Annotated in this window: 29 protein-coding genes and 1 pseudogene; 12 read left to right on the top strand and 18 right to left on the bottom strand. The window is 68.5% G+C overall.

Going from position 1 to position 24,528, the window contains the following annotated elements:
- Nucleotides 1-2 precede the first annotated feature (2 nt).
- The 11 genes from AB5J56_RS23410 to AB5J56_RS23460 all read right to left on the bottom strand — a co-directional run bounded on the left by AB5J56_RS23410 (nt 3) and on the right by AB5J56_RS23460 (nt 7,103).
- Nucleotides 3-851, bottom strand: coding sequence for a bifunctional DNA primase/polymerase (locus AB5J56_RS23410; RefSeq protein ID WP_369234725.1), 849 nt, complete (start codon nt 849-851; stop codon nt 3-5).
- Nucleotides 848-1,600, bottom strand: a complete 753-nt coding sequence (locus AB5J56_RS23415; protein WP_369234726.1) for a DNA methylase — start codon at nt 1,598-1,600, stop codon at nt 848-850. The genes AB5J56_RS23410 and AB5J56_RS23415 overlap by 4 nt, the downstream gene beginning before the upstream one ends.
- Nucleotides 1,601-1,689: 89 nt before the next feature.
- Nucleotides 1,690-1,998 (bottom strand): hypothetical protein, encoded by a 309-nt coding sequence (locus AB5J56_RS23420; protein WP_369234727.1) that lies wholly within the window; start codon nt 1,996-1,998, stop codon nt 1,690-1,692.
- A 204-nt stretch (nt 1,999-2,202) separates the two neighbouring features.
- Nucleotides 2,203-4,329 (bottom strand): FtsK/SpoIIIE domain-containing protein, encoded by a 2,127-nt coding sequence (locus tag AB5J56_RS23425; protein ID WP_369234728.1) that lies wholly within the window; start codon nt 4,327-4,329, stop codon nt 2,203-2,205.
- Nucleotides 4,330-4,430: 101 nt separating this feature from the next.
- The gene (locus AB5J56_RS23430) at nt 4,431-4,601 is read right to left on the bottom strand and encodes a pRL2-8 (RefSeq protein ID WP_369234729.1); all 171 of its coding nucleotides are present in this window, start codon (nt 4,599-4,601) and stop codon (nt 4,431-4,433) included.
- Between the two features lie 2 nt (nt 4,602-4,603).
- The gene (locus tag AB5J56_RS23435; RefSeq protein ID WP_369234730.1) at nt 4,604-4,921 is read right to left on the bottom strand and encodes a hypothetical protein; all 318 of its coding nucleotides are present in this window, start codon (nt 4,919-4,921) and stop codon (nt 4,604-4,606) included.
- A 2-nt stretch (nt 4,922-4,923) separates the two neighbouring features.
- The gene (locus AB5J56_RS23440; RefSeq protein ID WP_369234731.1) at nt 4,924-5,349 is read right to left on the bottom strand and encodes an RRQRL motif-containing zinc-binding protein; all 426 of its coding nucleotides are present in this window, start codon (nt 5,347-5,349) and stop codon (nt 4,924-4,926) included.
- Nucleotides 5,349-6,251: a DUF2637 domain-containing protein gene (locus tag AB5J56_RS23445; protein ID WP_369234732.1), complete on the bottom strand. Its 903-nt coding sequence runs from the start codon at nt 6,249-6,251 to the stop codon at nt 5,349-5,351. Before AB5J56_RS23445 ends, AB5J56_RS23440 begins: the two co-directional genes overlap by 1 nt.
- Complete coding sequence (locus AB5J56_RS23450) at nt 6,248-6,532, bottom strand: hypothetical protein (protein WP_369234733.1); 285 nt, start codon at nt 6,530-6,532, stop codon at nt 6,248-6,250. Before AB5J56_RS23450 ends, AB5J56_RS23445 begins: the two co-directional genes overlap by 4 nt.
- On the bottom strand, nt 6,532-6,795 hold the full coding sequence (locus AB5J56_RS23455) for a DUF6284 family protein (protein WP_369234734.1): 264 nt from the start codon (nt 6,793-6,795) through the stop codon (nt 6,532-6,534). Before AB5J56_RS23455 ends, AB5J56_RS23450 begins: the two co-directional genes overlap by 1 nt.
- Nucleotides 6,796-6,926: 131 nt before the next feature.
- The gene (locus AB5J56_RS23460; protein WP_369234735.1) at nt 6,927-7,103 is read right to left on the bottom strand and encodes a hypothetical protein; all 177 of its coding nucleotides are present in this window, start codon (nt 7,101-7,103) and stop codon (nt 6,927-6,929) included.
- A 515-nt stretch (nt 7,104-7,618) separates the two neighbouring features.
- Between AB5J56_RS23460 and AB5J56_RS23465 the strand changes: the two genes are divergently transcribed.
- From AB5J56_RS23465 to AB5J56_RS23475, 3 genes are all read left to right on the top strand, one after another.
- Entirely contained in the window at nt 7,619-8,395 is a 777-nt protein-coding gene (locus tag AB5J56_RS23465) for a GntR family transcriptional regulator (RefSeq protein WP_369234736.1), read from the top strand.
- 14 nt (nt 8,396-8,409) lie between these two features.
- On the top strand, nt 8,410-8,958 hold the full coding sequence (locus tag AB5J56_RS23470; protein ID WP_369234737.1) for a UTRA domain-containing protein: 549 nt from the start codon (nt 8,410-8,412) through the stop codon (nt 8,956-8,958).
- 555 nt (nt 8,959-9,513) lie between these two features.
- Complete coding sequence (locus AB5J56_RS23475; protein ID WP_369234738.1) at nt 9,514-9,648, top strand: hypothetical protein; 135 nt, start codon at nt 9,514-9,516, stop codon at nt 9,646-9,648.
- A gap of 690 nt (nt 9,649-10,338) precedes the next feature.
- Here AB5J56_RS23475 and AB5J56_RS23480 read toward each other — a convergent pair.
- The 5 genes and pseudogenes from AB5J56_RS23480 to AB5J56_RS23500 form a co-directional block, all read right to left on the bottom strand.
- Nucleotides 10,339-11,037 (bottom strand): septum formation family protein, encoded by a 699-nt coding sequence (locus AB5J56_RS23480; protein WP_369234739.1) that lies wholly within the window; start codon nt 11,035-11,037, stop codon nt 10,339-10,341.
- Between the two features lie 449 nt (nt 11,038-11,486).
- Nucleotides 11,487-11,903 (bottom strand): hypothetical protein, encoded by a 417-nt coding sequence (locus tag AB5J56_RS23485; RefSeq protein ID WP_369234740.1) that lies wholly within the window; start codon nt 11,901-11,903, stop codon nt 11,487-11,489.
- A gap of 528 nt (nt 11,904-12,431) precedes the next feature.
- Complete coding sequence (locus tag AB5J56_RS23490; protein ID WP_369234741.1) at nt 12,432-12,572, bottom strand: hypothetical protein; 141 nt, start codon at nt 12,570-12,572, stop codon at nt 12,432-12,434.
- A gap of 306 nt (nt 12,573-12,878) precedes the next feature.
- A pseudogene (locus AB5J56_RS23495) lies at nt 12,879-13,025 on the bottom strand (site-specific integrase); the annotation flags it as partial.
- Nucleotides 13,026-13,057: 32 nt separating this feature from the next.
- Nucleotides 13,058-13,408, bottom strand: coding sequence for a hypothetical protein (locus AB5J56_RS23500; protein WP_369242718.1), 351 nt, complete (start codon nt 13,406-13,408; stop codon nt 13,058-13,060).
- Between the two features lie 538 nt (nt 13,409-13,946).
- Here AB5J56_RS23500 and AB5J56_RS23505 point away from each other — a divergent pair.
- Complete coding sequence (locus AB5J56_RS23505) at nt 13,947-14,321, top strand: hypothetical protein (protein ID WP_369234742.1); 375 nt, start codon at nt 13,947-13,949, stop codon at nt 14,319-14,321.
- 72 nt (nt 14,322-14,393) lie between these two features.
- Here the strand turns inward: AB5J56_RS23505 and AB5J56_RS23510 are convergent, their stop codons facing one another.
- The gene (locus AB5J56_RS23510; protein WP_369234743.1) at nt 14,394-14,843 is read right to left on the bottom strand and encodes an SRPBCC family protein; all 450 of its coding nucleotides are present in this window, start codon (nt 14,841-14,843) and stop codon (nt 14,394-14,396) included.
- Between the two features lie 68 nt (nt 14,844-14,911).
- Nucleotides 14,912-15,436: a MarR family winged helix-turn-helix transcriptional regulator gene (locus AB5J56_RS23515; protein WP_369234744.1), complete on the bottom strand. Its 525-nt coding sequence runs from the start codon at nt 15,434-15,436 to the stop codon at nt 14,912-14,914.
- Between the two features lie 108 nt (nt 15,437-15,544).
- On the opposite strand from AB5J56_RS23515, the gene AB5J56_RS23520 reads away from it, so the two are divergent.
- From AB5J56_RS23520 to AB5J56_RS23555, 8 genes are all read left to right on the top strand, one after another.
- The gene (locus AB5J56_RS23520) at nt 15,545-15,895 is read left to right on the top strand and encodes an HGxxPAAW family protein (protein ID WP_369234745.1); all 351 of its coding nucleotides are present in this window, start codon (nt 15,545-15,547) and stop codon (nt 15,893-15,895) included.
- Nucleotides 15,895-16,782, top strand: a complete 888-nt coding sequence (locus AB5J56_RS23525; RefSeq protein ID WP_369234746.1) for a DUF2797 domain-containing protein — start codon at nt 15,895-15,897, stop codon at nt 16,780-16,782. The genes AB5J56_RS23520 and AB5J56_RS23525 overlap by 1 nt, the downstream gene beginning before the upstream one ends.
- Before the next feature lie 109 nt (nt 16,783-16,891).
- Entirely contained in the window at nt 16,892-17,317 is a 426-nt protein-coding gene (locus AB5J56_RS23530; RefSeq protein ID WP_369234747.1) for an antibiotic biosynthesis monooxygenase, read from the top strand.
- Nucleotides 17,310-18,227: an amidohydrolase family protein gene (locus tag AB5J56_RS23535; protein ID WP_369242720.1), complete on the top strand. Its 918-nt coding sequence runs from the start codon at nt 17,310-17,312 to the stop codon at nt 18,225-18,227. Before AB5J56_RS23530 ends, AB5J56_RS23535 begins: the two co-directional genes overlap by 8 nt.
- A gap of 134 nt (nt 18,228-18,361) precedes the next feature.
- A complete protein-coding gene (locus tag AB5J56_RS23540; protein WP_369234748.1) occupies nt 18,362-19,102 on the top strand; it encodes a response regulator transcription factor in 741 nt (246 codons plus the stop codon).
- Entirely contained in the window at nt 19,099-20,736 is a 1,638-nt protein-coding gene (locus AB5J56_RS23545) for an ATP-binding protein (protein ID WP_369234749.1), read from the top strand. Before AB5J56_RS23540 ends, AB5J56_RS23545 begins: the two co-directional genes overlap by 4 nt.
- Before the next feature lie 14 nt (nt 20,737-20,750).
- A complete protein-coding gene (locus AB5J56_RS23550; protein ID WP_369234750.1) occupies nt 20,751-22,268 on the top strand; it encodes a glycosyltransferase in 1,518 nt (505 codons plus the stop codon).
- The gene (locus AB5J56_RS23555) at nt 22,265-24,520 is read left to right on the top strand and encodes an ArnT family glycosyltransferase (protein WP_369234751.1); all 2,256 of its coding nucleotides are present in this window, start codon (nt 22,265-22,267) and stop codon (nt 24,518-24,520) included. The genes AB5J56_RS23550 and AB5J56_RS23555 overlap by 4 nt, the downstream gene beginning before the upstream one ends.
- Nucleotides 24,521-24,528: the final 8 nt, after the last annotated feature.

A 24,528-nucleotide genomic window follows, 5' to 3' on the forward strand; every position in this document is an offset into this window, starting at 1 on the left:
GGTCACAGTCCCAACCTGGTCAGGGCGTTGGTCCACGCATCGGTGCAGTGCCGGGGCGATTCGCCCTTGGCCTGCGCGGCGGCGAACAGCCTGGTGATGTGGGCGTCAGTGAGGCAGCCGCACCGGCCGTGCGTGGACAGCACCGCGAGGAAGGTCCGGTAGACGGTGGCGTGCACCGCCCCGCGTGCCTCCGTGATGCGCTGCTCGGCCATGGCAATCCCACGGTCCAGGTAGGCGGGCGTGCGGTGAGGGCACTCCCCGCCCCCGGCCCGTGCAGGCACGGCGATAGCCTGTGGCGCTGGCCGGACTGCGGTGGACTCCTTCACGCCCAAGGCGCGGACGACGTCCGGCAGCGCCGTGAGGGTGCCGGTGCCGGGACCGAGCCACCGCGCGTAGGCCATGGTCGACTTGATGTCCACGCCGGGTCGTACGGCGTTGGCGGACGGCATGGCGCCCTGGTACAGCCAGTGCTCGCCCCGGGTCGTCGGCACGGTCCGTGTGGCGGGCAGGCTCGCACGGGCCCATGCGATGGCTTCCGCGTTGTCGAGGTCGACGACGGTGAGGCCGGCGCCGCCGGGGTGGTAGGCCACCGCCGCTGCCTCCCGCCACGCCCGAGCCCATGTCGGCGAGTTGATGACGTCGGGGTCGGTGGTGGCGGCGGCCCAGCCGTGGCAGGGTGCCGGGCAGGTGCAGGGGCCGGGGGTCTTCATGTTCGGTCGGCCACCGCAGGCGTTCTTGGCGCAGGCCGGGCAGTTGCCGAACGGCACCTTGCCCGCGCGGAGGGGCATCGGCGGGACACCGGCCGTTGCAAGATCCAGCGCGGTGCGCAGGGGGTTGGTCAACGTGTTCATGCCGCCGCCCCCAGGGAAGGGGTGAGAGCGGTGAGGAAGGCGCGGCCGATCCATTCGGTGTAGGCGGGTGGGAGGGCCTCGCGGAGCCGCAGGTGATCGGTGGACCAGTCGATGCGCTTGGCGGCGCGGATCTCCGCGACGGTGGCCTTGCCGCCGCCCTTGCCGTAGGCGGCCACGTACGGGCCGTCGTGCCATTGGCCGTGGCGCCACCCGCGTACCCTGCCTCGATGCTGGGGGTGGGGCGGTTGCGCGGTCGTCCAGCCTCCGAGTTCGAAGTAGCGGTGCATGAGCACTCCGAGGCCGAACATCTCGCCGCACAGCCGGATGTCCTTGCGTACCTCGGAGCCGGCCACGTTCTCGATGACGTACGGCCGGCCCGTGGCCTTGAGGGCGGCGCGGGTGGGGGCGATGAGGCGGGGGTAGGTGCGGCCGATCGCCGCGTTGCGCGCCTTGTTGGTGCCCTTGGTGGGGGCGCCCTCGCCTTGGCAGGGCGGGGAGGCGTGGATGAAGTCGTACTCGTGGCCGTGGGCGCGGATGTACTCGATGGCGTCGCCCTGGTGGAAGGCGTCGCCCTGGTAGTCGGGTTGGGCCTGGATGTCCACGCCGTCGATGCGGCAGCGGGCGCCGAACGCGGCTCGGTAGCCGTCGGTGCCACCGCCGATGCAGCAGTAGGCGTCCAGTACCCGGATCACGTCCCCGAGTCGGGGCGGTAAGGCGAGTGCTCGCCGGATGTCGGTGGGTTGGGTCATGCTGGAGGTCTCCAGTTCCTTGGACGGATGCTGGTGGGCAAGGGCGGCCCCGCTTCTTTGGCGAGAGGGAGGGGCCGCCCTTGGCGTAGCTAGGGCTTCTTGGGTCGGGCGAGCTTGAGGCTGATCCCGCCGACGCCGATCGGGCCGGAGGCGGCGGCGACGGCGACGGCGGTGTGGACGGCGAAGTCAAGCAGGGCGAGGAGTCCGGCCACGGTGGCGAAGATCCCGATGGCGCCCGCGCCGGCGACAGCGATCGGGTACAGGTACTGCCGTAGGGGTCGGCCGCTCGGGTCGGTGGTGTGGACGACGATGACGACCGGGGCGCCGGTCGCTTCGGCGCGGCGGTAGGCGTCGGCGGGGATGTGCGGGGCGATGAACCCTGGCGGGTCGCGGTGCATGCGGAATCCCTTCCGTACGTCAGTCAGGGAGGCAGGAGCACCCCCTTGGGGGAGGCTTCTGGAGGGGGTTTCGGGGGTGCTGACCTGCGGGCCTCCCTGCCTCCCTGAACGATCATTTGTGCAGGTCAAGGCGAGGGAGGTGGGGCAGGGAGGGGGTCAGGGAGTTCTCCCTGCCTCCCTGCCCCGGCGGGGTGCGCCTCCCTGTCACTCGGAGTCGGAAGCGGAACCCTCGCCGTCGCGGTGGGCGAGGGCGCGGGTGAGGCGGTCGCGGGCGATGACCATGACGCCGTCGGACTTGTACGGCTCCGCGCCGGTGCTGCCCAGGACGCGCTTGAGGTCGAGGAAGGACCACTTGCCGTAGGCGTCCGTGTTCAGCGTCCCCAGGCGGGTGATGACCTCCTGGGTGCGCACGCGCTCGTCGCGGCCCAGCACGGCGAGGATGTCGGCGAGCGGGTCGCGTTCCTCGCCCCGTTCGATGACGTGCAGGGTGGTGACCCCGTCGCGCAGGGCCTTGGCGCGGGCGGTGATGGCCTTGGCCTCGTCGTCGTCGATGAAGTGCGTGCGCACGGTGATGGACGACTGGCCCTTGGGGATGTCGATGCCGTCGGAGGCGACCACCAGGGTGCCCTTGTCCAGGCCCTGCCGGAGCAGGTGCGGGGCGGCACCGCCGTTGACGGCCTTCTCTCCCAGGGCCATGACGGCCTGGGACTCGGTGCCCAGGGCGAGCGAGGCGCGGGTGTGGGCGCCCTCGCGGACCAGCTTGGGAAGGTTCTGGTCGGTGGGGTCCTGGGTGCCCTCCCACATCATCACGTCGACCACGCGGCCCTGGTTGTGGATCTCTCGGACGCCCATGAAGTAGCGGGAGGTGGCCTTGGCCCCGCCGTAGGGCCGCTTGTCCTCGTCTATGGCCGGGCACATGAACGCCTTCTGTGCCTCGTCGACGATGCAGACCAGCGGATCGAACACCGCCTGCGGGTCCTTCAGGCGCTTCTCGATCCGGCGGTTCATCTCAGCCACCGCCTCCTCGACCATCTCGGTCGCCTGGATCACGTGGTCGTCCGTCGGCCCTTGGATCAGCACCGTGGCCAGGCCGTCGAACATGTCCCAGTCGCCCACGCCCTTCAGGTCGGCGATCCGGAACTCAACGCGCTTGTCCAGCGCGGCCCAGAGCGCGAGTGCGCGCAGCGCGGCGGTCTTGCCCTGGTTGGACACGCCGGTGACGAGTACGTGGCGCTGATACAGGCTCAGGCCTGCCGCGTCGCCGCGCAGGTCCTGCCCCCACGGGGCGCGGCCCTTGGCGTAGTCGGCGGTCATCGTCTCGTCGGTGACCAGCGGGGACGGGCCGATCGGCTCGTCCAGCGCACCCGAGTCCGCGATCCACAGCCGGACCGTGCGGGCCGCCTCGGGGATCGTGATGAACAGCTCGTGCTCGTGCCGGGTCAGGTTCTCCGCGAGCTTGCGCCGCCGCTTCTGCACCTCGATGGTCGACACCCCGGACGGCAGGGTGACGTCAACCTCGACACCGCATCCGGCGATACGGATCGGGCCGAGCATCGACGCGCCCGCGTCGCCCATCTCCTTGATGGCGGTACGCAGTGCCGAGACGCCCAGGTCCCGCAGGGCCTTGACCACGATCGAGGGTGTGATCGGCTCACCCTCACCGGAGCGGATGTTCGCGGGCAGCGCCCAGTTCGGCGCGGCCTGCTGGTGGCGGCCCACGCCCCACAGGCTGAGCAGGGCGAGGAACGGGCCGATCGTGAGTGCCGGACCCCATACGACCTGCACGATCCGGATGAGCAGGCCGATGAAGTCGATGACGGCGCTCAGCGGGGTGATGACGTCGGCGATGTCCTTGTTGTTGATGGCCATCACGACCCCGAGCGCGACCAGCGCCCCGATGCTCATCCCCGTGCCGACGGCGACGCCCTTGGCGACGTCCACCGGGGAATGGAGGAGATCCATGCGGCGGTGGTGGCGGGCCTGGCGGAAGCGCTGCAACCGCTCCTCCCACTCGGCGGCCAGTTCCATGTTCCCGGCGGCTTCCGCCGCGCGCATGTACCGCTCGTAGCGGGCTCCGGTCTTGCCGTCCCAGGTGCGACGGGCCACGATCCGGCCCCCGTTGAAGGTGTAGAGGCTGTGCCGGGCGATGGCGCGTGTAGCGGTCTTGGTGTGCTCGTGGGTGACCACGGTCCGTATGGCGCGTCCGGAGCGCACCCACAGCGGCACCACCGGTGCGGCCGGCGGGTCGGGGACCACGGTCAGCGTGGTCACGGTCGCGTCCGGGGCGGGAGTCTGGGGGTCCTTGTGGAGCTGGACGACGTTCTCGGACATGTAGGGGTGTCTCCTGACTGCCCCGATCGGGGCGGGAGTTGAGGAAGGCTGCGGGTGCCGCGCGGTTCAGGCGGCGGGAACGGCGCGCGGTGGGGGCGTGGTCACCACCAGCGGGACGCCTTCTTGGGCACGAGGTAGGGGCAGCCGTTGACCATGTGGTCAACGCACTGCGGGCAGTCCTGCCGGGGGCGGAGGCTGCGGTGGATGCGCCGGTCGTGGGCGTGCTGCCAGCACTGCGGGCACTCGCCCGGAGGCGTCTGGGTGGCGGCCATGCTCACCACCACCCCGAGGACTTCTTCGCGGCCTTCGCCTTGGCGGCCTCAGTCACGAGGCGCTGCCGCTCGCCCTGCAACGCGGTGACCTCCGCAATCAGCCGGGTCTCGGCGGCGCTCCACGCGGTGTCGATGCTGCGTTCGGCGCGGCCGGTGCTCTTACCTCGGGCCGTCCTGATGCCGCCCCCGGCGACGGCGGCGAGGATCGCGCGCCGCTCGCGACCGTCCAGCGGCCACAGCTCCCGGTTCTGCACGGCGGTGAGCTTGCGGGTGGTGTGCTGGATCTCTTTGTCCAGACGACGGGTGTCGGACTTTGCCATGGTCAGTCCCTTCCGGGAAACGAGCAGGTGGCAGAGGGGTCGACAGCGGCGCGACTGTCGGGAAAGGCGCAGGGCACGCACATGCCGAGCGACTTGGGGATGCAGTAGCCGTAGATCAGGCGGCAGTTGGGGCAGGTGCGGCGGGCGAGCATCGCCAGCGCGAGCGCTCCCCACTTGCGCGACGTCATCGGCCGAACCGGCTTGGCGAGGTCGATGCGGTACAGGTAGGCGACGCGTACGGTCCCCGAGCGCCGGCTGACGCGCATGACCTGCGCCGCTATCGGCTGACCGCCCGGACGCAGACCACGTGCCCGCAGTTGTCGACGGGTGGCGAACCGGTCGTCGTCGGGGGCGTACTTCCACGGGTAGGTGGGGATGCCGTAGCGGGCGCCGGTGGGGTCGAAGCACTCGCCGTACGCGGCGGACATCACGGCCCCGCCACAGCGGGCTGCGCGCGCTCGGCAAGCAGCGTGTCCCGCAGCGTCCGGGCGTTCGCCGGGGACGTGTGGATCTCACGGCGAATGCCCTCGGCGGTGATCTGCGTGTCCCGCCAACCGGCCGTCGCGGTCCGTGCCTCATCGAGCAGTTGCGCGGCCGTGCGCTTGGGCCGGGGCGAGCGCGCCACGTCGGGCACCCGCCCGGTCGCCCGGCGCGGACGGGTCGATCCGGCCGCGACCGTGCGCGGCGAGGTCGACCCGATCGGCTGAACGGAGGTTGGGGCGATGGCGGGTACGGGCTTGAGCGAGAGGGCCGATTTCAGGAAGTCGACCGCGACCGGATCGGGCATCCGCACCGGCGTCACAGTGATCGGGGAGGGGGTCGATTCCGGCAGGTCAGCCGTAGACCGAATCATCTCGGTATCGGTAGATTCCTCCGCATTCGCGTCTGCGGTCGGGATCGGGGCAGGGCGGTGGTGCAGGACCTTGGCGACCAGATCGGATCCGAAGTAGATCGACCCGACCGGCAGCGACGTGGCCAGCAGCACCAACACGTAGTTGGCTTTGTCCCAGTCGGCGAGGTGTCCCCAGTCGACCGTGCCGTCGTGGAGTTCGGGCACGAGTCCGTGGATGTAGTTGAGGACGAGTGAGGCGAGCGTGTAGGTGCCCAGCACCCGCAGCGCGAACTTCCGGTCGTCGTCGACCAGCACCAGCGTGGCAACCAGGGCCAGCGCCATCAGACCGTCGACCACGAACGGATAGAGCGTGGCAGCGGTGCCGTCGGCGCCGACCGCGCCCGCGATGTCCCGCAGCGCGTTCCACGAGACCCGAAACGCCATGCCGACTACGACGACCAGGGCGAGCACGAGAGCGGTACGGCCCTTACGGTTCACCGGAACCACCCGCGCTTCTTCGGCTTGACCTCGGCCTCGGCACGGTTCGCCGTAGCCCGCAGGCCTCGACCACGCTCGCGAAGCCGGTCCGCCTCCTGCTGCGCGCGGCCCGCCTTCACGGGGTCGGAGTAGCTGCGGCCCCGGCGCCCGTACACGTCGGCCGTCATCTGCTGCCGTTCCGCCTCCTGCTCTGCGGAGTAAGCCATCCGCCGCAGCGCGGGAGCCTGCCGGGCCGCGTACTGCTGCTCGGGCGTCTGCATGTCCTTGAACTTGCGCCCCATCACGCACCCCCCGCCGTGAGCAGGGCGGACATGTTCGTCACGGCGACGCGGGCGGCCAGCGCCCGGCGGCGGGCGCGGCGCAGCCGGCGCGCGTCCAGCTCGGACGGGATGCGGTCCAGGGTGATGATCTGCGCGTCCAGCAACTCGACGTCCGCCGCAATGACGGGCATCTCCCGCTCGATCGCGTCCAGCTCAGCGGCCGTCGGCTCAAGCCAATCGGCGAACGCGGTAACAGCTTCCTGAACAGTGACGATGTGGTCCATTGGGTCGTGTTCTCCCTAGCAGGTGGAACGGCCCGAAGGCGGCCCCGGTGCTCGAACACCGGGGCCGCGCGCCGTTGGGGTGGGAAGCCGCGTGGAATCACGCGGTAGGGGTCGCCAGAACGGCGACCGGGTCAGCGGTGGCTGCGCTCGTGTGCGCGCCGATGCTCCTTGCAGGCGGGGCACTTGCGCTCACGGCCCGCCCCCTCGATGAGGTACTGGATGGTGCGGCCGCAGATGCCCGGGGTGGAGCCGATGACGAGCTGCGGGTGACACTCCGGACAGTGGAAGTGGAAGTCCTGGACCGGCATGGGTGATCTCCTCGGCACGTGAGACCGGGTCCGTCCCCGGCTCCCCTCAGCGCTGCTCGTACGAGACGAGCAGCGGAGGCAACCGGCCGCAGCCGCTGAGCTGCGGAAAGGTCGAAATGCGCTGTACCGCGCACGGGGCAGGACCCGTACGCGCCCGCCCGCTTGCTGCGGGGTGGGGCGGGATTCCCCAGGACCCATCGACCACCCGTATGCAGGCGGCTGGGTCCGCACGCTGTTGAGTTCTCAAGCAATCGGCGCTCCCTTCGTACTCACCCCCTCGGGCTTTCCTCCGGTGCACCTGTCCGGAGCAGCCCAAAATGGGCCCCTCCTGTCGCTCCGCTGAACTAGTTCTGCGGTGCGCTGTGACGATTAAGGCACGCTCCGGAGCGGGCGTCAATAGAACTAGTTCAGAAGCCCTGAAGTTCGTTCAGGCAGATGCGGAGCGATCCCGGCTATCCTTGTAGGACTAGTTCTGCAACACTGGGGCCGCGAGTCGCACACCAAGGGAGTCATGCGTGGAAGAGATCAAGGTCCCGAAGATCCAGCGGGTCGCCGCTGAGCTTCGGGCGAAGATCCTGGAAGGGGTGTATCCCCCAGGTTCTGCGCTGCCCAAGGTTCGGGAACTTCAGGAATCCGAAGGCGTCGCCTACCAGACCGCACGCGACGTGTACCGGGTGCTGGAAGACGAGGGCCTGATCATCTCTCGCAGGGGTGAAGGCACGTTCGTCTCTCCGATCCTCGGCAAGATCCACCGGGACGGGACTGGTCGCTACATCAAGTCGGCTCGGGAAGAAGCCGGGGCGCGAGGTGCGTTCGCGGCAGAGATTGCCAGGCTCGGGATGACGTCGAGCGCATCAACCGTCATCAGCCGGCAGCGGCCACCGAAGCGAGTTGCTCAGATCCTGGGCATCCACCACGCGGCTAAGGCACTCGTCAGGGCACGGGTCATGCGCGCTGATACCACCGTCGTTCAGGTGGCGACCTCGTACTTCCCTGGTGACGTGGCGTTCGATACGCAACTTGAGCAGCAGGACACCGGGGACGGCGGAAGCAAGTCTCGTCTTGCTGAGCTTGGGTACCAGCAGACCCGTATCCGGGAGTCCGTAGATGTACGGCCCCCGAGCAAGGAGGAGGCCGAGTCGCTCGGCGTCTCACCCGACAGGCTGGTCTACGAGATCACCCACGTCGGCCTGACCGAGAGCGGCAGGGCCGTGGAGGTCTGCGTCCACGTCATGCCCATCACCCTCTGGTCGCTCAGCTATGAGTGGCCTATTGACCAGCCCGCCGTCTGAGAGGAAAGACCGAAGTGAGCAGCAACAACGCCATCGTCCGTGACGCTACGGAGCGCTACCGCACGGCGCGTCGCGAGGCAGGCGAAAGCCGTGGCGCTTTCGAGACCGAGATCAAGCGACTCGGGGGGACTCCCCGAGTGGAAACCGTGATCCGTCGCGACACCGCGCCCTCTCACGTCGCCGAACTTCTCGACATCGCGGGCACCGATCAGACCGTGATCCGTGCCAGGCACATGTACGACGGTGACCGCCTGGTCCAGCTTGCCGACTCGTATGTCCCTGTCGATGTGGCAGAGGCGGCAAGCATCGAGAGCCCTGACCCGGGTCTTGGCGGCATCATCAGCCGGATGCGTGACGCGGGGTACGAGCAGACCGAAGCGATCGAGGAGATCACGCTGTACGCGGCGACCCCGGTCGAAGCAGAGGCGTTCGGGGTCGAGGTCGGCAGCAACCTGCTTCAGATCACGCACACCGGTTACACGAAGACCGGTCGTGCCGTCGAGGTCACTGTCCACCGGCCGAGCCCCGGTTGGGTTCTGCGCTACAGCCCGCCCATTAGCTGACGCCAGCGCATCGCGACGGCCCGCACCGAACGGTGCGGGCCGTCGCGATTCCCACCTGTGAGGATTCGGATGCTTGGCTACACGTAACCGTGTGACCCTCATCACGCCTGGCATAGGTTCGATCCTGTATAGATCCGGATGGCAAACGCCGCTTGCGAAAGATCAGCGAGTTGGGGATTTTTACGGAAAGAGATTCCGGGATTTTGCGCTAGCTAGGGCTAACTAGAGCCAGTTAGCGGGAACTAGCGGGAACTAGCGAGAAGTCGCGGAAACTGCGCGCTGCCAGCCGCTATCTATCGTGCGCGCAATGGCGATCATGGTGTCAGTTCGTCTCGGCTGGCTTCATCGTCACGCATCCATTAATGCGCAAGAGCAAAGTTGCTTTCCTGGTCAAAGGAATTGAAGAACGTCGTCCCTGCTCTTGGAGCCGAGTCAACGCCCCTATGCTTGGGGCCACTTCCTCTCAGAAGCCCCCCGAGTCGTTCGCCTCGGCGGGAGGCGAACTCCTGAGCTGCGCTCAGGATTCCCTACCGGGGCCGAAGGGAGGGGTGCAAGGTGACTGAGGAGTCTTCTCCGGACGGTCGCTGCGAACGCAGTGAACGCCGTCTGCCGTTCAGGCAGATGGTGATCGACTGGGTGCCAGTGATCGCCGTGGTCATCAAGGAAGTGGTGCAGTACTTCTGGCGTTGATCGGAAGTATGGCGAACCGGCCGGTGAGGTTGGGCGTAACAGAGCCCGACCGCGTGGAACTCGGCCGGGCTCATGTTGCACCGCCTCGGGTCTGGCGCTGGTTGCACAGCGTCAGGCCCTTCCTTGTCTCTTAAGACTTGCGGGTCCTTGCATCGTAAGGCATGGCATTGCATGGCAATGTTTTAGGTTGTGGTGTGGTCAAGCTGGGCGACGGAGCCTTCCTCGTTTTGCGGAGCCTGCATAAGTCACCCACCAGCGCGAACGAGTGCGCGTCGTGACATCAACGTCTGACATCAACAGTCACGTACACCGGTGCACGCTTGCGGACCGATGTAGCCCCGCCATCGTGGATCAGCGGCACTCGATGGCTGGTCGGCGGGATGCGTATCCGGGGTGCACGCGCCTACGGATCACGCACACCGGCTACACGAAGACCGGTCGCGCTGTTGAGGTCACTGTCCACCGCCCCGGGCCCGGTTGGGTACTGCGCTACAGCCCTCCCATCAGCTGATCCCCGTGCACATCGACGGTCCGCACCAACGGTGCGGGCCTGCAATCGCTTCGTAGCTCCCGCGCGAAGCGAACAGCATGTCACTTATGACGGCGACCCCGCGTCAGTCATCGCGGTATTGGAGGCCGCTCGATCCTGACTGGCCGAGATCGCCCCCCAATGAGCCCTTCTCCCGGTGATCAGGCTCCGGGCACGGGTATCTTTCCGGTCGTCTTCTTGTTGTCGGCCCGGCTGACCGTGCAGACAACCTTGTTGAAGCCGACTTCCCAGTCCTCCTTGCCGGCGCTCCACCCGTAGACGGTCCGTTCCGGACCCGGGGCCCAGGCCGACTCGAATTTGTTGCCGCACAGCTTGTTCGCGTTGGCGGTGGCCTTCTTGTAGCTCATTCCTCCGGGCGCCTGAACGGTCCCGATGACCTGGTCGGTGTGCGGTTCGGCGCAGTCGGTGAGCGGTGCGTAGTACCCCTCTTTCTCTTCCTTGTAGAGGAAGCAGTCGCCGATGCTCATCTGACCGACCCACAGGTTCTCGCCAACGTCGCGGAAGCGGCCCACTTCACCGCCTATCGCGGCATGCTGCCCGAGTACAAGACATGCCGTACCGCCATTGGCCGCGGCGAATCCGTCCTTCGTCGGTACGACGGCGTAGCTGGCCGCGTCCGGCAGCGCGCTGGCGATCGCCTCGCTCTGCTTCTCACAGCGCCGCGCGCCCTCCGCGCGGGCGTCGGCGAAGTCGGTGGCCGTGTCGACCGCCACGACCTGGCCGTCCGGCCAGTCCTCGGCGCAGTCCACGACCCCCAGGTTTGGCACCGACTTGAACGGCGTCCCCGACCACACCGCCTGTACACAGTCCCCGGCCTCCAGTGGCGCGGTGAGCCCCACGACATCGCCGTACGGATACACGGGCCCGCTGGGTGAGGTCGATCCCTCGCCTGTCGGCGACGCTGATGTCTTCGGCGGGGCGCCGGCTTCGGAGGAATCAACGCGGAAATACTGCCATGCGGGAAGGGCGGCCGCAAAAGCGACACAAGCCGCAGCGATTACACATGCGAATTGCCAGAAATAAGTGCGGCGATGTGATGCGGTTGACGGTCCAAATGATCCTTTCTTGACTGACTTGCTAACTTGTACGTTTATCTGGGGTCGCGCTGTTTTCTCGGTCCTCGTATGGCTTGTCGTGGGGTCAGAAAGCGATACGCCCAGGAAGGCTGCCAGTACGCGACGGCCAAGTGAATACTGGCTCTTTTGGCTGACACGTGGTCCTCGATAGCCAGCCCGCCTTAGTCCAAATAATGTAATGGCGCATCGACGTCCCAAAGAGAGGTCCGTCATTATTGAGCCCCCTCAGGGCTGGCCTCGCTGATCGTAGGGCTACTTGGATCAGTAGGGCCGGCCTGTGGTGTACCAGTCACTGCACTGTTTACGGCCGGTATCTGGCCGATCTGGTTCAGTAGAGCTGGCGCTGAGAGGCCTACGGCGACGGCTGCGTATGCACCGGTGATTTGGCCCTGCATCGCGAACAGTCCGGCAATAATCGCACCTAACGCGACATTGCCGAGCGCCATCATTAAATCTGGGAAGGGGTCGAAATAGTCGCGGAGGAGTGGCGGTTCCGGATTCTCGGTGGAGGGGCTCTTGCGGTAGTTGAGGCGCGCGGTTCGCCATGTCATGACCTGGCTGTAGGCATCCAAGAATCCGCGCAGTGATCCACCGGCAGCACCTAGTAAGATCAACAGCGGAGTTTCCACGACTGCTCCCCCTGGCTCTGCAGTCAGACGATCCTGCAGTAGCGTACGCTCCACGCCCCTCTCGTAGGCCAGGTTTGCGCAGAGTCAGTGCTCGGCAATCAAGCAGCGCCGAAGGGGCTTGTCTATGGCATGCGATTGCACTGGGTTGATCAGGATGGCACCTTCGCGCTTTCGTAACCCACGGGCGCCCCAGCCGGTGCGATCCGCGACTGGCTCCGTTGCCCGACATCAGTCGTTGACATCAACAGTTGCGCACATGGGCGCACGAACGGAGGCTTACTGTCGGGCTGAGGGGTGGTCCTCTGTGGTGCAGAGGCCTCTGCAAGTGGTTCGCCCATCGGTGCGCACCCGCCTACGGATCAGAAGGTTGCAGGTTCGAATCCTGCCGAGTGCACACAGGTGAGAGGCCCCGGAGAGATCCGGGGCCTCTTGCGTTTTCGGGGCGTACAGCAGCGAAGTACAGCAACGGGCTCGGGCGGAGCCCGTTGCTGGTCGGTCTGAGGGTCGTGCAGCCCTCCTACGGCCCGGCTACGTGAGCATCACTGCCACGATCACGGCAGTCACGGCCGCCGCGAGGGTCAATGCCGGTACTGCGGTCGGGTGCTCCTTGGCGACGTACGCCACGAAGGCCGCGCAGAGCAGGGTGATGATGAGCCGGTCGGTGGTCACTCACGTGCCTTTCGACGTGGGACCCGCCCGGACGCCTGGAAGCTGCGGGCGGGTCCCGTACCTGGGCCCGCCACGACATGCGGAAGGCCCCTAGTCCCTTCTCGTGGGACCAGAGGCCTTCCGCAGCGGCTGCTTCGACCTACCGGTCCCTAAAAAGGGAGAGGGGAGGTCTTTCGTGTGCAACGAGGCGATCGTCGGGGGGTTACGGCCTCCTGCTTTGTAGGTGCTGGTTTCCATCCCGTCGAGCGACAGATATATGGCGCGGCGTGCTGTCGCAGAGCACGTCCGGCAGCGGTGTCCCGCTGCTCAGCCAACACCGCCCATTGCTTGGGACAGCTTGCCCAGCGCCGCGCGCACCTCCTCCTCGCTCGCCTCTGCGTAGACCTCCATCGTCATGGCGATCTGTGAGTGACGAAGGATGCGCTGAGCGATCTTCGGGTGGACCTTTGATGACCACCAGGCGCGCGCGGGCCCGTCGGTCTGGGTCAGGCCGCCCGGTCGTCGTCGGCTTCTCTGTGCATACCGGTGCAGAGCGCCCAGACGATAAAGATGTTGATGGCAACCAGCGCCAGGGCCCACAGGGGGTAGTACGGCACCCATAGGAAGTTGGCCAAAGCGCCCAACCCGGCCACGAACACACCGAAGAAGCGCGCCCACAGCGCTCCGGTGAGCACGGCGCAACCCGCGAGGACGAGGACGATGCCCAGAATGAGGTGGACCCAGCCCCAGCCCGCCAGGCTGAACTCGAACATGTAGTGGCGAGTCACGAGGAACAGATCGTCCTCAGCGATGGCCGTGATTCCCTCGAAGATGGCCATCGCGCCACCGAAGATCATCAACGCTGCGGCGAAGACGGTGGTCCCGGATGTGGGCCCGTGCCAGGGACGCGGGTAGTCGTTGGCCGATCCGGGTCGGGGGGCGGCGCTGGCCATGTCGGCCTCCTTCGGTGGCGGGGCCATCCGGTCAGCCGAGCAGCCCGGAGTGGCTCGATCCCCGATCTCAGCGTGGCACGACAGCGCTCCGTCGGCATTCCGAGGCCGTGACCGCCAACCGCCCTGAGGGATCGGATGGCAGCCTCTATGGCCCTGGTTGGCCGATTTCCATAGAGCTATGGATCAGAAGGTTGCAGGTTCGAACCCTGCCGAGTGCACACAGGTGAGAGGCCCCGGACATTGCGTCCGGGGCCTCTTGCGTTTTCGGGGGTGTGGGGGTGGCGTGCGGGCTCAACTCCTGGGTCGTGGAGGGTCGATGGGTAGGGGTTGTTGGTGCACTTATGAGCGTATTGTCGCTAATGTGAGAGTTGCGGATATTCGGAGGTGATGCGTCAGGCGAAGCGCACTCTTCCTGCTCCCCGCAGCGACTGCGATGACGGCCGTGACGCTTCTGGCCGGGCCCGCCGCGGCGGGCAATGCGCACTTTGTCGGGACGCCGACGGCGACTCGGTCCGGGGGCACGCTCACGGTCAGCGGCAAGGAGGCCGGGCTGGGCAACGAGGCTCAGGTGCACGACGTTCTCAGTGCCGCCGCGCTGTGCATCAACGGCGGCGGGCACCACCCCAAGGCCGTCAACAAGGAGTCCGTCTCCACCGAGGGCACCTTCCCGGTGCAGAACGGCAAGGCTGATTTCACGCTCTCCGTGACGGCTTCGTTCTCGCCGTCGTGCAGCCCGCCGATGACGGTGGCGTTCACCGACATCAGCATCACTGATACGACCAACGGCATCACCGTCAACATCCCTGGCACCTTCTGAGGCAGGAGCCCCCTTCAGGCCCTCCCGCGATGGCATGCGGGAGGACCGTTGTGTGGTGGGGCTGCCCGATGGTCACGCAGGGGTGCGTTCCAGGATGTTCTTCAGGGTTGCCTCGTTCTTCGGCATCTCCTTGCGGGCGTACGGGCGGATGACCATCGGGACCAGGACCTTGCCCTTGCCGTGGGACTCGAAGTCGAGGTCGAGGGTCAGGCGTGAGCGGCTGCCGTCGCCGAGGGGTTCGATCGTGCCGTGCATCTTTCCCCTGACAGGGCCGTCGATGCCCTGCATGGTCCAGCTCCTGGGCGGGTCGAACTCCGTGACCTCCATGGTCGTCGGCATCTCGCGGCGCCCTACGCGCCGGGTCACCTCGACCCGTGAACCCACGCCGAGCGGTGCGTCGCCGACCTGGTGCGCGGAGATGGCGCTCTCCTGCCAGTCCGGCAGGTGGGAGGGGTCGATGGCATAGGCGTAGACGTCCTCGGGGCGCCGGTCTATGTCGATGCTTTCCTTGATCGCTGACATTTCGCCCCCTTTTCAGGGTTCCTATGCACATGGTCCCACCGACGGCCGCGGACGTCAGGTGCGAGGCGTCAGGCCGTGGGCGGCACCGTGGCGGCGGGGTCGGGGTCGGGGTCGGGGTCGGGGCAGCCCCCCACGTACGTCGCCATCAAGGTGCCCGCCCGGCTGAAGAAGTCGTTCAGGACGGCGACTTCGTCCGCGGAGTACTCCGCGAGGAGGCCGTTGAGACGGGCGTAGAAGGGCTCGTAGAGGGACCGGACCCGGGCGACGGCGGGGGGCTGTGCCGCGATGCGCACACGGCGGCGGTCCGTTGGGTCGGGGCGGCGCGAGACGTAGCCGGCGCGTTCGAGGCGGTTGACGATGCCCGTCACGGCGCCGGTTGTGACGTGGGCGCGCTGGGCGAGGTCGCCGGCCGTGAGCAGAGTGTCGCCCGCCTCCAGGATGTACCCGAAGCACGTGAGGTCGGTGACGCTCAGGTTCAGCTGCTGGGCCACCACCTGCTGGCCGATCATGCCCGTCGCGATCAGGTGGTCCATCGCCGTGAGCGCCTGAGCCGGTGTCGCGGGCGGACGCGGCTTGCCCTGCTGCATCGACATTCCCTTAGTAAGTGAGAGATTTTTGGGATAAACTTCTTACGTTGTGAGGGACTTTGTCGGTCCGGACCCTCACGTGTACTCCGTTGCCCGACCTGAGGGAGCCGGTACGTGAGCGCACATCTGCATGATGAAGGACATACCGTCGCCGGGTGGACCGGGTTCGTCCTCGCCATTACCGGGGTCACCGTGGTGGGCGCGGGCGTGTGTGCCGTGAGCCCCCTCTTATGGGGCAGTGGCGCGGGTCTGGTCCTGATCAGTGTGGTGGTCACCTGGGCACTGCATCTCGCCGGGTGGGGCAAGCCGCCCGGGCGCCGGCCCGTCGGGGAATGGGGATGGCGGGTGCGGGATTCCTCCGCTCGGAGCGGTCATCCCGGGTGCGTGGGGTGCCGGCTGGCGCGGCGGGGGCGGCCGATGGCGGCCGGTCGCGATGTCAGTGGCGGGCCGTACGCTCGCGAGTGATGGCACAGGTGTGGAGATGCTCGGGGCTGCGCTGGTCGGCGGACGGGCCCGTGCTGCGGTGGAGCGGTGGGCGGGGCAGTGCCCTGCCACGGGGAAAGCGGGTGGACTTTGGGGTGGTGGGGGATGCCGTACGGACGTGTGTGGGCGCCAGAGGGCATACGTGTCCCCTGACGGCGGCCGTGTCGGGGCGGAGTACGGGCGCCCGGTGCGAGGAGTGTGCGCGGCTGGACCGGGCGCACTCCGTGGCCGCCGACACCATCGCCGACGACCCGCGGCCGTACCACGTGTATCTCGCGTGGTTCGGGCCCGGAATGGTGAAGGTCGGGATCACCGCTGTCGAGCGGGGGTCCGCGCGGCTGCTGGAGCAGGGGGCCGTCTGCTTCAGCTGGCTCGGGCGGGGTCCGCTGATGGCCGCCCGGCGCACCGAGGAGCTGCTGCGGGCCGCGCTCAAGGTGCCCGACCGGATTCCGTACGCCGACAAGCGGGCGGTGCGGGCCGAGCTGCCGGGCGCCGGCGAACGGGTGGGCGAGGTCGCGGAGTTGCACGGGCGGGCCTCGCGGCTCGATGCGTGGCCCGAGTCGCTGGATCGGCTGCCGTTCCTGGGCGTCGACCACTTCGGGGTGTTCGGGCTGGAGGGGCTGCCGCCCGCTGAGGGGGTCGTACGCGAGCTGGTCGCGGGCGGCTCCGTGAGCGGGGAGCTGCTCGCCGCGGCCGGGCCCGATCTGCATCTGGCGACCGAGCGCGGCGTCGTCGTTCTCGATACGCGGTTGATGACCGGGTGGGAGCTGACCGGTGGGGGTGGTGGTGACGGTGGCGGATTCACCGTTCCTGTACGGGAGTTGAGAGGCGCCCGCCGGGACGCGTCCGTTCAGGACGGGTTGTTCTGAGGGGCTGGGCCCTTGGCGACAGGGTTGATGGTCAAGAGTTGGATCCCTTTGGGATCCCTTTTGGAAAGGGGCTGGACCATGGACGACGTCGAGGCCGATCGTGGGTGACATGAGCGATCAACCCGTTGCACCTGTCGTTGTTTCTCCCGTCTCCCCCGTCGCCTCTTCCGTCCTTTCCGTCGTCTCTCCTGTCGCCCCTGTCGCCCCTGTCGCCGCCCATGAACCCCCGTACTACGCCGTCGTCTTCACCTCCGTGCGGACCGAGGGGGACAACGGATACGGCGAGACCGCCGACCGTATGGGGGAGCTGGTCAAGGAGATCCCCGGGTTTCTCGGCGAGGACGCCGCCCGCACGCCCGGCGGGCTCGGGATCACCGTCGCGTACTTCCGGGACCTCGCCGCCATCGATGAGTGGAGGAACGACATGGGGCACCGCGCCGCCAAGAAGTACGGACGCGAGCACTGGTACGAGCGGTACAGCATCCACATCGCCAAGGTCGAGCACAGCCACGCTTTCGAGCGTGCCGATGACTGAGCCGACGCAGAGGGCGGAGGCGGACGAGGCGGCCGAGGCGGCTGAAGTCCGCCGGTTCTGGGAGCGGCTCGGGCTTCCCGGTCTCGTCGACGTCCACACGCACTTCATGCCCGAGCGCGTACTGCACAAGGTGTGGGAGTACTTCGACGCGCTGGGCCCGCTCACGGGCGGCGTCGAGTGGCCGATCACGTACCGGCGGGAAGAAGCCGAACGAGCCGCGCTGCTGCGGGAGTTCGGGGTGCGGGCCTTCACCGCCATGCTCTATCCGCACAAGGCCGGCATGGCGCAGTGGCTCAACTCCTGGGCCGTCGACTTCGCCCGCCGTACGCCCGACTGCCTGCACACGGCGACCCTCTTCCCCGAGCCGGGCGTCGAGGCGTATGTACGGGAGGCCGTCGAGGCGGGGGCGCGGGTCTTCAAGGCGCACGTACAGGTGGGCGCGTACGACCCGGGGGACCAACTCCTCGACTCCGCCTGGGGACTGCTCGCCGAGGCCGGCATCCCGGTGGTGATCCACTGCGGGTCGGGGCCCGCGCCCGGCAAGCACACCGGCCCCGAGCCCGTCGCCCGCGTGCTGGCCCGGCACCCCCGGCTGCGGCTCGTCGTCGCGCACCTGGGCATGCCCGAGTACGGCGACTTCCTGGCGCTCGCCGAGCGGTACAGCGAGGTGCGGCTCGACACGACGATGGCGTTCACCGACTTCAGTGAGCGGTTCGCGCCGTTCCCGCACGAGGAGCTGGCCCGGCTCGCCGACCTCGGCGACCGCGTCCTGCTGGGCACCGACTTCCCGAACATCCCGTATCCGTACGTCCACCAGCTGCACGTCCTGGAGCGGCTCGGGCTGGGCGACGACTGGCTCCGGGCGGTGTGCCACGACAACGGGGCGCGCCTCTTCACGCTCGCCGGGTGAGACAGGGAGGCCGCTGGTGACCTGAGCGGAGTGAGATCCTCCCAGGCGTTCCCTGAGAGGTACCTGTGAGTTTCTCAGGGAAATCACAGACAGTGGAAAGGGTGCTCTCAGGGGACCCCGACATGGTTTCCGCTATGACCACGACCTCGCCCCAGGGGCGCACCGAACTGCTGAGGCCGGACGGGAGCCCCGTCCGAGTGCTTGTGGTGGACGACGAGCTGTCGATCACCGAGCTGCTGTCCATGGCCCTTCGCTACGAAGGCTGGCAGATCCGCAGCGCGGGTGACGGGACCGGTGCGGTGCAGACCGCGCGCGAGTTCCGGCCCGACGCCGTGGTGCTCGACATGATGCTGCCCGACATGGACGGGCTGACGGTGCTCGGCCGTCTGCGGCGCGAGCTGCCCGAGGTTCCCGTGCTCTTCCTGACGGCCAAGGACGCCGTCGAGGACCGTATCGCCGGGCTCACCGCCGGTGGCGACGACTACGTCACCAAGCCGTTCAGCCTCGAAGAGGTCGTGGCCCGGCTGCGCGGGTTGATCCGCCGCTCCGGTGCCGCCGACCGGCGCTCCGACTCCGTACTCGTCGTCGGGGACCTCACCCTCGACGAGGACAGCCATGAGGTCTCGCGCGGCGGGGAGAACATCCACCTCACCGCGACCGAGTTCGAGCTGCTGCGCTTCCTGATGCGCAACCCACGGCGCGTGCTCAGCAAGGCGCAGATCCTCGACCGCGTGTGGTCGTACGACTTCGGCGGCCAGGCCAACGTGGTCGAGCTGTACATCTCGTATCTGCGCCGGAAGATAGACGCCGGACGTGAGCCGATGATCCACACCCGGCGCGGTGCCGGTTATCTGATCAAGCCCGCCGCGTCATGAGCGGACGGCGACAGGCGCGTACGCAGAAGAGGCGAGCACGACAGCCGCGCACACTGCGGACGCGGCTCGTCGTCTCGGCGGTGACTCTCATCGCCGTAGTGTGTGCCGTGATCGGCACGGTGACGACCATCGCGCTCGGAGAGCACCTCAACGATCAGTTGAACGACAAGGTGCACGAGTCCGCCATGCGCGTGCTGGGCCCGCAGGACAACGGTGGCAAGGGTGCCCCGCCAGGGGCGCCGAACGGCAGTGCGATAGGAAACCTCACGCCGACGGCGAAGCTGGAGAACTTCGTCAGGAAGGGGGGCCCGTCGCAGGTCAAGAACATCGCCGCCTATGTGGAGAACGGCAAGGTCAGCAAGGGCGTCATCTCCCAGTTCTCGTCGACGGACACCGTGGACTTCAACATGAAGCCCAAGACTCTCAACGCGGCGCAGCGGGCGGCTCTCGACTCGGTGCCGAAGTCCGGCGTGCACACCGTGGACATCCCAGGTCTCGGTGAGTACCGGGTCGAGTACCAACAGTCCCGCGACGGCAGCGAGTCGTACTACGTCGGCCTGCCGACCGAAGAAGTCACCAACACCATCAACACCCTGATCCTCGTCGAGGTCAGCGTCACCGCCGCGGGTCTGGTCGCCGCCGGCATCGCCGGCTACGTCCTCGTCGGCATAGCCACCCGCCCCCTCCGCAAGGTCGCCGCCACCGCCACCCGCGTCTCCGAACTCCCCCTCCACACCGGCGAGGTCACCCTCAACGAGCGCGTCCCCGAGTCCGAGACCGACCCCCACACGGAGGTCGGGCAGGTCGGTGCGGCGCTCAACCGGATGCTCGACCACGTCCACGGGGCGCTGCACTCCCGCCAGCAGAGCGAGATGCGCGTACGGCAGTTCGTCGCGGACGCCAGTCATGAGCTGCGTACGCCGCTCGCGTCCATCCGCGGGTATGCCGAGCTGACCAGACGCGGAAGGGAAGAGACCGGGCCGGACACCAGACACGCCCTCGGGCGGATCGAGTCCGAGGCCGGGCGCATGACGGGGCTCGTCGAGGATCTGCTGCTGCTCGCGCGTCTCGACGCCGGGCGGCCTCTCCAGTACGAGCAGACCGACCTCGTACCGCTCGTCATCGACGCGGTGAGCGACGCGCGGGCGGCCGGGCGCGAGCACAACTGGCGGCTGGAGCTGCCGGACGAGCCCGCGCTCGTGTCGGCGGACGCCGCGCGGCTGCAGCAGGTGCTGGTCAACCTGTTCGCGAACGCGCGGACGCACACGCCGAGCGGTACAACGGTGACCGCGCGCGTGCAGCGGCGCGGAGCGTGGCTGTGCGTGGACGTCCAGGACGACGGCCAGGGCATCCCGGCCGACCTGCTCCCGCGCGTCTTCGAACGGTTCGCGCGCGGTGACTCCTCGCGTTCGCGGGCCTCCGGCTCGACCGGGCTCGGGCTCGCCATCGTGCAGGCCGTCGCGGCCGCGCACGGCGGCGCGGTGACCGTCGACAGCGTTCCCGGGCACACGGTGTTCACCGTGCATCTGCCGGCGCTTTCCCCGGCGACGCCCCGCCCGGCCCCCGAAACGAACTGGCAACCGCACTCACAGGTACAGCACAGCGCCACCACATGGGTGCAACAGGGCGTCTGACCAGAGTCGTTGTCATGCGAACCGACTCTTCTCCCGGCAACCTGCCGGCGCGGGAGCACCTCCCGGCCGGAAATGCCGGTACGCCTGTCCTGGACGTAGTGATCCCCGTCTACAACGAGGAGAAGGACCTCCAGCCGTGTGTCATGAGACTGCACGAGCACCTCGCGCGCACGTTCCCGTACGCCTTCCGCATCACCATCGCGGACAACGCGTCCACGGACACCACGCCCCAGGTGGCCGCGCGGCTGGAGTCGCAGATCCCGGAGGTGAAGTCCTTCCGGCTGGAGCAGAAGGGCCGCGGCCGGGCACTGCGCACCGTGTGGTCGGCCTCGGAGGCCCCGGTCCTCGCCTACATGGACGTGGACCTGTCCACCGACCTCAACGCGCTGCTGCCGCTGGTGGCGCCGCTGATCTCCGGCCACTCGGACCTCGCGATCGGCTCCCGGCTGGCCCGCTCCTCGCGGGTGGTGCGCGGCGCCAAGCGCGAGTTCATCAGCCGGACGTACAACCTCATCCTGCGCGGCTCGCTGCAGGCCCGCTTCTCCGACGCGCAGTGCGGCTTCAAGGCGATCCGCCGTGATGTCGCCCAGGTACTGCTGCCGCTGGTCGAGGACACCGGATGGTTCTTCGACACCGAGATGCTGGTCATCGCCGAGCGCGCGGGGCTGCGCATCCACGAGGTGCCGGTCGACTGGGTCGACGACCCGGACTCGACGGTGCACATCGTGAAGACCGCGACCGACGACCTCAAGGGGGTCTGGCGCGTGGGCCGTGCCCTCGCCACCGGCTCGCTGCCGCTCGACCGGATCGCCCGGCCCTTCGGGGACGACCCGCGCGACCGCGACCTGACCGACGTACCCAAGGGCCTGGCCCGCCAGCTCGTCGGCTTCTGCGTCGTCGGCGGCCTCTCCACCCTCTTCTACCTGCTGCTCTACAGCGGCTTTCGCAACTTCTCTGGTTCGCAGGTCGCCAACGCGCTCGCGCTTCTCGTGTCGGCTGTCGCCAACACCGCGGCCAACCGGCGCCTGACGTTCGGCGTACGCGGCCGGGGCGGGGCCATGCGGCACCAGGCGCAGGGCCTGGTCGTGTTCGGCATCGGACTCGCCCTCACCAGCGGCTCGCTCGCCGCGCTGAACGCGGCGACCTCCGACCCCGCGCACTCCACGGAACTGGCGGTGCTGATCGCCGCCAATCTCGCGGCGACCGTGCTGCGCTTCCTGCTCTTCAGGGCCTGGGTGTTCCCGGACCAGCGCGACGACGCCCCCTCGAACGCCTCGACCGTCGTCGCCTCCCACACCCCGTCCTCGCCCACCTGCTCCACGACTTCGGCGGCACCGCAGCAGCAGCGGCACGGGCAGCAGCCGCCGCTGCCGCAGCGCCCGACGGTGCCCCAACCTCCGTACGACACAACCCAGTTCCGCGTCGGTGAAGCCGCGGACCGCTCCTGGGGCGACGCGACCATGCAACTGCAGGCCGTGCGCCCGCACGATCACGACGATCGTGCCGATCACGATCCGAGGAACGCGCGATGACCACTCAGCCCGATACGAGTACGAGTTTCGACGGGGGCGTGAGTCCCTCCGGATCGAGTCCCTCCGGCTGGGGGCCGCCCGCCTCGACGGCCGTGCAGGAGCCCGTGGTTCCGCAGTCGCCGGCCGTGGCGCCCGACTCGGGTGAGCCCAAGCAGCCCTTCGCGCGCCGCTTGTGGCGCGGGCGCCCCGAGGACCCGCGCTGGGCGCGCCCCGCGTTCCTCGGGATGCTGCTCGCCACCGCGGCCTTGTACCTCTACAACCTGAGCGCCTCCGGGTACGCCAACTCCTTCTACTCGGCGGCCGTGCAGGCCGGCAGCAAGAGCTGGAAGGCCTTCTTCTTCGGCTCGCTCGACGCGGGCAACGCCATCACCGTCGACAAGCCCCCCGCCTCGCTCTGGCCGATGGAGCTGTCGGTGCGGATCTTCGGCCTCAACTCGTGGGCGGTCCTCGTCCCCGAGGTGCTGATGGGCGTGGCCACGGTCGCCGTCGTGTACGCGGCGCTGCGGCGCCGGTTCAGCCCGGCGGCAGGTCTGATCGCGGGCGCCGTGCTCGCGCTCACTCCCGTCGCCGCGCTGATGTTCCGCTTCAACAACCCGGACGCGATGCTCGCGCTGCTGATGGCCGTCACGGTCTACTGCGTGATCCGCGCCCTGGAGGACGGCCGCACGAAGTGGCTGGTCTGGGCGGGCGTCGCCGTCGGCTTCGCCTTCCTCGCGAAGACTCTTCAGGCCTTCCTGATCCTGCCGCCGCTCGCCGTGGTCTACGCGGTGTGCGCGCCGGTGAAGGTGCGGAAGCGGTTCGGCCAACTCGCCCTGTCCGCTGCGGCGATGGTCGTCGCGGGCGGCTGGTGGGTCGCGATCGTCGAGCTGTGGCCCGCGTCCTCGCGCCCGTACATCGGCGGCTCGCAGAACAACTCCTTCCTTGAACTGACCTTCGGCTACAACGGACTCGGCCGGATCAACGGCGACGAGACCGGCAGCGTCGGCGGTGGCGGCGGGGGCGGCGGCACCGGCCAGTGGGGCGAGACCGGCTGGAACCGGATGTTCAACTCCGAGATCGGCAGCCAGATCTCCTGGCTGCTGCCCGCCGCGCTGATCCTGCTCGTCGCGGGACTGATCCTCACCCGGAAGGCCAAGCGGACCGATCTGGCCCGTGGTTCGTTCCTCGCCTGGGGCGGCGCGCTGCTGATGACCATGGTCGTGTTCAGCTACATGGCCGGCATCTTCCACCAGTACTACACGGTGGCCCTGGCTCCTTACATCGCGGCGGTCGTCGGCATGGGCGCCACGATGCTGTGGGAGGAGCGGTCCAAGGTGTGGGCGTCGCTGACGCTCGCGGGCTCGGTCGTGGCGGCCGCGGCCTGGGGGTACGTCCTCCTCAACCGCACCCCCGACTACCTGCCCTGGCTGAAGTGGCTGGTGCTCATCGGCGGCCTGGCCGGCGCCCTCGGGCTGATCTTCGCGGCCAGGCTCGGGCGGCAACTCGCCCTCGCCGCAGTGGGGTTGAGCTTCGTGGCCTCGGTCGCGGGTCCGACGGCGTACACCCTGAGCACGGTGAACACCGGGCACACCGGGTCGATCGTGACGGCCGGCCCCTCCGGCGCGAGCATGATGGGCGGCCGGGGCGGCGGTCCTGGTGGCGGCGGGGGCTTCCCCGGCGGCGGCCAGAACCAGCAGGGCGGCGGCACGGGTCAGCAGGGTGGCGGCACCGGTCAGCAGGGTGGCGGCATGGGCCAGCCCCCGACCGGCGGCACCGGCGGCTTCCCCGGAGGCGGCCAGAACCAGCAGCAGAACGGGACCGGGAACGGCAACACCCAGGGCCGGAACCAGCAGGGCGGCGGCATGGGCGACGGCGGCATGGGCGGTGGCGTCGGCGGCCTGCTCAACGGCGCGAGCGTCAGTTCCGAGGCCAAGGCGCTGCTGGAGAAGAACGCCGGAGACTACACCTGGGCCGCTGCGGCCATCGGCGCCCAGAACGCCGCGAGTTACCAGCTCTCCACCGGCGACCCGGTGATGTCCATCGGCGGCTTCAACGGCACCGACCCGTCCCCGACGCTGGCCCAGTTCAAGCAGTACGTGACGGACGGCAGGATCCACTACTTCATCTCCAGCGGCTCCGGCGGCGGGATGGGTGGGGGCAGCAGCTCCGGCACCTCCTCCCAGATCACCTCGTGGGTCGAGGCCAACTTCAAGAAGGTCACGGTCGGTTCGGCCACGTTCTACGACCTCACGCAGAAGTCGAGCAGCAGCTGACGGAAAAC

Origin of the sequence: Streptomyces sp. R21, assembly GCF_041051975.1 — a bacterium.
Taxonomy (GTDB): Bacteria; Actinomycetota; Actinomycetes; order Streptomycetales; family Streptomycetaceae; genus Streptomyces.

Excerpts from the sequence above, each read along its gene's own strand:
- AB5J56_RS23410 (WP_369234725.1), bottom strand. The coding sequence starts at position 851 with ATGAACACGTTGACCAACCCCCTGCGCACCGCGCTGGATCTTGCAACG.
- AB5J56_RS23415 (WP_369234726.1), bottom strand. The coding sequence starts at position 1,600 with ATGACCCAACCCACCGACATCCGGCGAGCACTCGCCTTACCGCCCCGA.
- AB5J56_RS23420 (WP_369234727.1), bottom strand. The coding sequence starts at position 1,998 with ATGCACCGCGACCCGCCAGGGTTCATCGCCCCGCACATCCCCGCCGAC.
- AB5J56_RS23425 (WP_369234728.1), bottom strand. The coding sequence starts at position 4,329 with ATGTCCGAGAACGTCGTCCAGCTCCACAAGGACCCCCAGACTCCCGCC.
- AB5J56_RS23430 (WP_369234729.1), bottom strand. The coding sequence starts at position 4,601 with ATGGCCGCCACCCAGACGCCTCCGGGCGAGTGCCCGCAGTGCTGGCAG.
- AB5J56_RS23435 (WP_369234730.1), bottom strand. The coding sequence starts at position 4,921 with ATGGCAAAGTCCGACACCCGTCGTCTGGACAAAGAGATCCAGCACACC.
- AB5J56_RS23440 (WP_369234731.1), bottom strand. The coding sequence starts at position 5,349 with ATGTCCGCCGCGTACGGCGAGTGCTTCGACCCCACCGGCGCCCGCTAC.
- AB5J56_RS23450 (WP_369234733.1), bottom strand. The coding sequence starts at position 6,532 with ATGGGGCGCAAGTTCAAGGACATGCAGACGCCCGAGCAGCAGTACGCG.
- AB5J56_RS23455 (WP_369234734.1), bottom strand. The coding sequence starts at position 6,795 with ATGGACCACATCGTCACTGTTCAGGAAGCTGTTACCGCGTTCGCCGAT.
- AB5J56_RS23460 (WP_369234735.1), bottom strand. The coding sequence starts at position 7,103 with ATGCCGGTCCAGGACTTCCACTTCCACTGTCCGGAGTGTCACCCGCAG.
- AB5J56_RS23500 (WP_369242718.1), bottom strand. The coding sequence starts at position 13,408 with ATGATCTTCGGTGGCGCGATGGCCATCTTCGAGGGAATCACGGCCATC.
- AB5J56_RS23510 (WP_369234743.1), bottom strand. The coding sequence starts at position 14,843 with ATGTCAGCGATCAAGGAAAGCATCGACATAGACCGGCGCCCCGAGGAC.
- AB5J56_RS23515 (WP_369234744.1), bottom strand. The coding sequence starts at position 15,436 with ATGTCGATGCAGCAGGGCAAGCCGCGTCCGCCCGCGACACCGGCTCAG.
- AB5J56_RS23525 (WP_369234746.1), top strand. The coding sequence starts at position 15,895 with ATGGCACAGGTGTGGAGATGCTCGGGGCTGCGCTGGTCGGCGGACGGG.
- AB5J56_RS23530 (WP_369234747.1), top strand. The coding sequence starts at position 16,892 with ATGAGCGATCAACCCGTTGCACCTGTCGTTGTTTCTCCCGTCTCCCCC.
- AB5J56_RS23535 (WP_369242720.1), top strand. The coding sequence starts at position 17,310 with ATGACTGAGCCGACGCAGAGGGCGGAGGCGGACGAGGCGGCCGAGGCG.
- AB5J56_RS23540 (WP_369234748.1), top strand. The coding sequence starts at position 18,362 with ATGACCACGACCTCGCCCCAGGGGCGCACCGAACTGCTGAGGCCGGAC.
- AB5J56_RS23545 (WP_369234749.1), top strand. The coding sequence starts at position 19,099 with ATGAGCGGACGGCGACAGGCGCGTACGCAGAAGAGGCGAGCACGACAG.
- AB5J56_RS23550 (WP_369234750.1), top strand. The coding sequence starts at position 20,751 with ATGCGAACCGACTCTTCTCCCGGCAACCTGCCGGCGCGGGAGCACCTC.
- AB5J56_RS23555 (WP_369234751.1), top strand. The coding sequence starts at position 22,265 with ATGACCACTCAGCCCGATACGAGTACGAGTTTCGACGGGGGCGTGAGT.